Here is a 6,908-nt window from a genome sequence, read left to right on the forward strand (position 1 = left end):
TTCCCGCTGCGGCGTCGGTGGCGGCGGCGCTGGTGCGGAGGTTGCGGATGAGGTCGGTGGCGGCCATCGAGTCGAACGTCACCGCCGGGATCGCCATCGCGAGCACGCGTCCGTCGCCGACCTGCGCGGGGAGCACGGTGTCGATGCGGGTGTCGCGGCCGATCTCGGCGAGGAACCCGTTGACCTGTGTTGCGGCGGCGGGGGTGAGCGGGGTGTCGGCGGGGCCGGTGGCGATGATTTCGACCGGTGCGAGTGCCCCGGCGGGGAAGTTGGTGGTCAGCGCGGTGGTGGCGCGGCCGGTGGGGGTGTCGTCGAGGGCGGTGGTACCCATGTCCAGGCCGTAGCGGATCCCGAAGACCGGCAGCGCGGCCACGATGAGCACCGCGATCGCGGCCGTGCCGAACAGGACGGGCCGGCGCATGACGAGATAGGCCCAGCGCGCCCATCGTCCCGGCCGGGTGTCGGCGGCGACGGGGTTGGTGTCGGCGGGCCGCCAGCGTTTCGGGAGCGCGCCGCGGTTGATGGCGGGGCCGAGGGCGGCGAGCAGAGCGGGTAGCAGGGTGATGCCGACGAGGAGCATGCTGGTGACGGCGGTGGCCACACCGATGGCGATGCCGCGGAAGATGGGTGCTTGCATGACGATCAGCGCGCACAGCGAGATCATCACCACCAGCCCCGAGACGGGATCGTCTTACCCGCGGTAGCCAGGGACCGGCCGACGGCGGCGGCGATGGCGTCGTGGTCGCCACGGCTGGCGACGCCGTGATGGGTGAGTTCTTCGCGGAAGCGGCTGACGATGAACATCGCGTAGTCGATGCCGACCCCCAGGCCGATCATGGTCGCCGTGGCCACGGTCAGCGAATCGAACGCGGTGATCGCGGTGAGCGCGAACAACGCCCCGACCGCGGCCAGCAGGCCCGCGATGGCGACACCGATCGGCACCGCCGCGGCAGCCAGGGCGCCGAGCGCGGCCACGAGCAGGACCAGGGCGACGGGGATACCGATCATCTCGGCGCGGGACAAGTCGGCGTTCTGTAATTCGGTGGCCGCGTTCTGCACCGCCGAGTACCCGGTCACCCCGACCCGCACGGCGTCGTCGCTGCCAGCGCGGATGGCGTCCTGCAGATCACGAGCGACGGTCGCGCACTGCGCTCGTCTCAGCCGGCCGACCGCCCCGCCCTCTTCGGCGCACAGTTCTCGCTCTCGCATCTGGCCTGGTTGCTCACCCACCCGATCACCGGATGGCTCACCACCGTCGCCGCTTTCACCTGCCACTTGACAGAACACGCCTACATATCAGCTGTGGTTGCCGCAGCGGGAATCACTGTGGCGCTGCGCTTGTGGCCGCGCCACGATCCCGAGGTGCTGACTCACCTGCACGAGGTCGGCACCATCGACCCAGCCCGGATGACCGACGCCGTACGCGTGGACGACCGCTTCTACCGACACACCCACGCTTACGTCATCGACGCCGACCACCGCCGGTGGCCGACACGGTCGAAGCGGCAGTTGCACACCGCGGTCACAGCCTAGGGATCCACGCTTCCCGACCCGAACGACAGGCGGGACGACAAGCCGACTGGTCGGCGATGTCGGACATCATCACCAAGTGGATCCGCGCTTGTTCGCCAGCGCCCACGTTGCATCGAGGATTCCTCGCCTACCCCGTGGCGGTGGGCAGTCACAGTCTCACGCCACAGCTTCGGCACATCAGCAGTTAACAACGACAATACGAGCTGCCTTGCACAGGACACTATGTATAGAAAAGAGAATCGGTGCAGACGCATTATTGTCCGGCTCGGAGGGAGGTACGAACAAAATACCCACGTCATCGACCACGGCAAGCGGCCGTGGTGATATACCACGATAGGTGATCATCAGTGCGATCGCCGTTGCGGTCCTGGCGATCGCCAGCGTCGTGATGATGCTCGCCGGTGGTGGCCGGCACGGCCCGGAAAGGCATATGCCCGGCGGGAGGAATCCAGACAGCAGTCATGTTCCACCCTCAGGTGGACATCAACCGGGCCATAGGGCGCCGCAGGCGCCCGCAGTGGGGCTTGCATCCGCGATAAGTGTTGCGTCCACGCCACTTGGTCATTCGACGCCCGATGCGCACCGGCGAACACCGTCAGCTCGGCTCCCACTCCCGTGCGAGGTGATGAAGTGCGCAGCACAGCCCGTGGCGCCCATCAGGAGGATCGTCCTCACCCGACGACACCGCGTTCCGGTTATCGCGAGCTAACCAGCGCCCCTGGATGGCAGACCCGTCAGCGTGACCATGACCAGACGGCGCACTGCGGCCTTCGACCGAAGTGAGCCGGCAGCCGACAACGCCGAGAGGCAGTACTGTGCGAGCTCTTCGGCAGGCACGTCGCGCCGGACGACACCCGCGGTCGCAGCCTCCACCAGCAAATCTCGCACCAACTCGTGCAGATGGCGCTGCGCTCGGACCGCGTGCCCACCCTGATGCAACGCGGGCGCCAAATCCCCGTGATGATGGGTGTAATCGATCATGGCGTAGGCGCTCAGTACTTTCTCGAGCCGCTGGCCGGCGTCGCCGCCCCGCGCGGCGATCTCCGCCAGCTGCTGCAGATGTCCAGCGATACGGCGTTCATGCCAGGCCGTCAGCATCGACTCGACATCCGGGAAGTACTTGTACAACGTCGCCCGGCCGATGCCGGTAGCCTCCGCGACCTGGGTCATAGTCACCGCCGCGAGCCCGTGCTCGCGGACAAGCTCCGCTGTGGTATCCAGCAACGCGTCTCGCACAGCCTGGCGATGCGCGATTATCGTGTCGTTCCACAGCTTGGGCACGATCGGAGTATATCCAGGCCATACCCGCGTTTCTCCATGCGACAGAACGTCGCTTGCGCGGCGGACTGTCGCCTATCGACAAGCGGTGGGATAGTCTGCTCCGTGCTACCCGCCGGGGGTAGCGACCTTCGGAGGCGCCGGAAGGGCATCTTGTCTCTACCGGCCGCGCTCAGCGATGCGGACCGTAAGGAGTACGGATCGCTCGCCACCGCCGACACGACAGCGGCATGGGGATGTCGCGACGACAGCGGTGAGTTCGCATCGATCGAGGACTGCACGATGATGTTCTGGTATGGCGGCGACGGGATGAGCGGGTGGGATACGGGCTCATGACGGTCGCGATGGTGTTGTTCTGGCGCTGGTGATCGTCGGGGTGATTCTCACGGTCCGTTACCTGGCCCAGCCGCCCGCTCCGGTCGGCGGCGCGCCGATCGTGCGGCCCAGTGGGGAGCAGGTGCTGGCCGAGCGATTCGCCCGCGGCGAGATCGATGCCGACGAATACCACCAGCGACTGGCTACACTGCGCGGCGATATCGGCTCCGGCCCAGGTACGAAGAGCGGCGGCGACGCGTAGTAAGGGCCGAATAGTACTGGGAGGGCGCCATGACAATCCACCCGGCGCAGACCGCTCCGCTCCAACCCTCTGGCAGCGCGCAGAGTTTCGCGCCGGCGATGGCGGCTACGCCACCGCTGACTGCTCGTAGACGGAGGCGCTCACGCATTCGACGAGGTCCCGGCCCTGCGCGGAGTGGCTTCCGGCGACCGAGCGCTGCGCGCGATTCGATCCCCCTGACCTCGGCATCGGAAACGGCACCTGCAGCCCACCCATTTGATCGTGGTCGACTGCTCGGTGTTCCACATCGGGAAGGACGCATCGATGCGCGAAGATCATCGCACCGCCACGGCAGGCTTGCCGATCTCGGCCGGTCGGGCCGTCGCGCGACCGTCGCGGATGCTGATCGTGGTGGTGACGTGGGGATCGTGCTTCACGTTGATCATGTAGGGTGTCGGCGATACGCCCGTGTTGTGGTTCGCGGCGCTGCGGGCCCTGGTCGCCTCCGTGGTGGCCGGGCGTGTGGTGCTGTTGGTTCCGCGAGACGCTACCGTGTGGTCGCTGATCGGGGTGCTGGCGTTGCTGAATGTGACGGTGGCGTTCGGTGCGATGTTCACCAGCATCACCGGCGTCACGACCGGGGTGGCGGCGGTGCTGAGCAACTCGGCACCGCTGTTGGTGGTGCTGCCCGCGTGGTGGTTATTCGGTGAGCGGCCGCGGTTGGTCGAGATCACCGGTGTCGCTGTCGGTTTCGGTGGCCTGGTGATCGTCGCGGCGCCGTCGGGTGGTGGTCGTGGTGCTGGTCTGGCGCTGTTGGCAGCGTTTGGCATCGCGGTGGGTGCCCTGCTGGCGCGGCGGTTGTCCAGCATCGATTTGCTGGCGTTGGGTGCCTGGCAGTTCTTGCTCGGTGGCACCGTGCTGGCGGGAATCGCGTGCGTGGCCCAGGGACCGCCCACTACGATCGCGTGGAGCAGTCGATTCACGCTCACCCTGGCAGTACTCGCGCTGGCGGCAACCGCCCTGCCGTACCTGCTGTGGTTCGGTGAGCTGCGCCGGGCCTCGCTCACCACGGTCACGACGTGGACGCTGCTGGTTCCCGTCGTCGGGGTGATCCTCGCGGTGGTGGTGCTCGATGAGCCGATCACCCGCGCCGGCGTGATCGGCGACGTCATCGTGGTGGCCGGTCTGGCGGTCGTGGCCCGCGCCGCCCGCCCATCCCGCGCCGAAACTCTGTTCGCAACCGATACTGTCGACTACCGGACTCTGGAGGAGTGACCCCCGTGACAACCCATTCTGATAGCCATCTACACCCGCCGAAGGAACGCGCCACCGCCGTGCTCGATGTGCGTGGCCTGCTGTTCGCCTCCGAGCAGAACGTCGTGGCCGCCCGGTTGGCTCGTCGCTCTGGCGTGCATCACGTAGAAGTCAACCCCGTGGCCCAGACCGCGACCGTGGTCTATGACCAGACGCTCACTTCGGTTGCCGCGCTGCGGGATTGGGTCATCGAATGCGGTTACCACTGCGCCGGACGGTCGGTGCCCGTCCACATCTGCGACCCCCTGACCGAACCGGACCCACCCACCGACGACGCGCACCACATCCACGCCGGACATGCCGGTCGGCTGGCGACCACGGAGCCCATCGACGATGTCGGCCACACCATCACGACCCCTGCTCACACCGAGCACCCGGCCGGTGCCGGCGCCCTGCGTTCCCCGCATGAGGCGATGGGCCACGGTGGGCATGCCGGTATGTCGATGGCAGCCATGGTGGCCGACATGCGCAACCGGTTCCTGGTCGCGTTGGTGTTCTCGATCCCGATCGTGATCTGGTCGCCCATCGGCCGCGACGTGCTGGGCCTGGACGTGCCGGTTCCGTTCGGTCTGCGCGAGGACATCTGGGCGTTGTTGCTGAGCTTGCCGGTCATCTTCTACTCGTCGTGGATCTTCTTCGACGGCGCCGTGCGGGCCCTGCGAGCCCGCACGCTGGACATGATGGTGCTGGTCGCGGTCGCGATCGGCTCGGGTTGGCTGTACTCACTGGTGATCACGTTGACCGGCGGCGGTGAAGTGTTCTATGAGGCTGCCACCGTGCTGGCCGCGTTCGTGCTGCTGGGGCACTGGTTCGAGATGCGCGCCCGCGGCGGCGCCAACGACGCCATCCGCACCTTGCTCGACCTCGCCCCGCCGAAGGCGCTGGTGCTGCGCGACGGCGGACCTGTCGAGATCCCCACCGCCGAGGTCGCGGTCGGTGATCTGCTGCTGGTGCGCCCGGGCGCGAAGATCGCCGTCGATGGGGTCGTGGCCGACGGTGACAGCGAGGTCGACGAGTCGATGGTCACCGGCGAGAGCCTGCCGGTGACCAAGGCCCCCGGCTCGGCGGTCATCGGCGCCACCATCAACTCCAACGGCACCTTGCGGGTGCGCGCGACCAAGGTCGGCGCGGACACCGCGCTGGCGCAGATCGTGCAACTGGTGCAGGAAGCCCAGAATTCGAAGGCCCCGGGCCAGCGTCTGGCCGACAAGGCGGCGTTCTGGCTGGTGTTCGTCGCGCTGATCGGTGGTGGCGGCACGCTGGCGGCCTGGCTGCTGTTGTCCGATCGCCCGTTCTCGGCGGCGATCCTGTTCGCGATCACAGTGGTGGTCATCACCTGCCCGGACGCCCTCGGGCTGGCCACCCCCACCGCGATCATGGTCGGCACCGGGCTCGGCGCGAAACGCGGTGTGTTGTTCAAAAACGCGATGGCACTGGAAACTTCGGCCCGAATCCAGACGGTGGTGATGGACAAGACCGGAACCCTCACCAAGGGCGAACCCGAGGTCACCGACGTCATCACCGACGGCATCGGCGAAGCCGAAGTGCTGCGCCTGGTCGCCGCGGTGGAACGCGAATCCGAACACCCCCTCGCCCAGGCCGTCGTCCGCTACGCGGAAAACGCAGGGATCGATCAGGTTCGGGCCGAAAAGTTCGAGAATGTCCCCGGCCACGGTGCGATCGCCGAGGCCGAGGGCCACCGTGTCGTCGTCGGCAACCGGCGGCTGGCCGAACGAGAGGGCATCGACCTCGGCGCGCTGGCCGCACGCCGCGACGAACTGGCCGCCACCGGACGCACCGCGGTGATCGCCGCCGTGGACGGCAAGGCCGCAGCGATCATCGGCATCGCCGACGCGCCCCGCGAAACCTCACCGGCGGCCGTCGCCGCGCTGCACGATCTCGGCGTCGAGGTGGTCATGCTCACCGGCGACAACGAAGCCACCGCGAAACGCATCGCCGAGCGGCTCGGCATCGACACCGTCATCGCCGAAGTACTGCCCGGCGACAAAGCCGCCAAGATCGCCGAACTACAAAGCAGCGGCCGCCAGGTCGCCATGGTCGGCGACGGCGTCAACGACGCCCCCGCCCTCGCCCAAGCCGACCTCGGCATCGCCATCGGCGCCGGCACCGACGTCGCCATCGAAACCGCCGACGTCGTGCTCATGCGCTCCGACCCGCTCGACGTGCCCACCGCCCTGCACATCGGCCGCGGCACGCTGAGCAAAAT

The 6,908-nt window shown here is 67.9% G+C and carries 8 protein-coding genes; 5 read left to right on the forward strand and 3 right to left on the reverse strand.

What is annotated here, in order from left to right; translation table 11 throughout:
- Positions 1–664, reverse strand: a 664-nt coding sequence (locus tag ON27_RS44995) for an MMPL family transporter (RefSeq protein ID WP_245560331.1), incomplete at its 3' end; no start/stop codon positions are given.
- Positions 664–1,209, reverse strand: coding sequence for an MMPL family transporter (locus tag ON27_RS45000; protein WP_245560333.1), 546 nt, complete (start codon positions 1,207–1,209; stop codon positions 664–666). The genes ON27_RS44995 and ON27_RS45000, both read right to left, overlap by 1 nt.
- Positions 1,210–1,218: 9 nt before the next feature.
- Here ON27_RS45000 and ON27_RS29985 point away from each other — a divergent pair, with 9 nt between their 5' ends.
- On the forward strand, positions 1,219–1,533 hold the full coding sequence (locus ON27_RS29985; protein ID WP_043735221.1) for a hypothetical protein: 315 nt from the start codon (positions 1,219–1,221) through the stop codon (positions 1,531–1,533).
- 705 nt (positions 1,534–2,238) lie between these two features.
- Here ON27_RS29985 and ON27_RS29990 read toward each other — a convergent pair.
- Positions 2,239–2,814: a TetR/AcrR family transcriptional regulator gene (locus ON27_RS29990; protein ID WP_043735224.1), complete on the reverse strand. Its 576-nt coding sequence runs from the start codon at positions 2,812–2,814 to the stop codon at positions 2,239–2,241.
- Between the two features lie 361 nt (positions 2,815–3,175).
- Between ON27_RS29990 and ON27_RS30000 the strand changes: the two genes are divergently transcribed.
- The 4 genes from ON27_RS30000 to ON27_RS30010 form a co-directional block, all read left to right on the forward strand.
- Positions 3,176–3,388 carry an SHOCT domain-containing protein gene (locus ON27_RS30000; protein WP_245560335.1) on the forward strand — a complete coding sequence of 71 codons (213 nt, stop codon included), beginning with the start codon at positions 3,176–3,178 and terminating at the stop codon, positions 3,386–3,388.
- Between the two features lie 303 nt (positions 3,389–3,691).
- Positions 3,692–3,817, forward strand: coding sequence for a hypothetical protein (locus ON27_RS45440; RefSeq protein WP_280410936.1), 126 nt, complete (start codon positions 3,692–3,694; stop codon positions 3,815–3,817).
- Positions 3,818–3,835: 18 nt separating this feature from the next.
- Complete coding sequence (locus ON27_RS30005; RefSeq protein ID WP_051047114.1) at positions 3,836–4,642, forward strand: DMT family transporter; 807 nt, start codon at positions 3,836–3,838, stop codon at positions 4,640–4,642.
- Between the two features lie 5 nt (positions 4,643–4,647).
- The coding region (locus ON27_RS30010) for a heavy metal translocating P-type ATPase (protein ID WP_043735228.1) at positions 4,648–6,908 on the forward strand (2,261 nt) is incomplete at its 3' end.

The organism is Nocardia asiatica NBRC 100129 (assembly GCF_000308415.1).
GTDB classification, from domain to species: Bacteria; Actinomycetota; Actinomycetes; order Mycobacteriales; family Mycobacteriaceae; genus Nocardia; species Nocardia asiatica.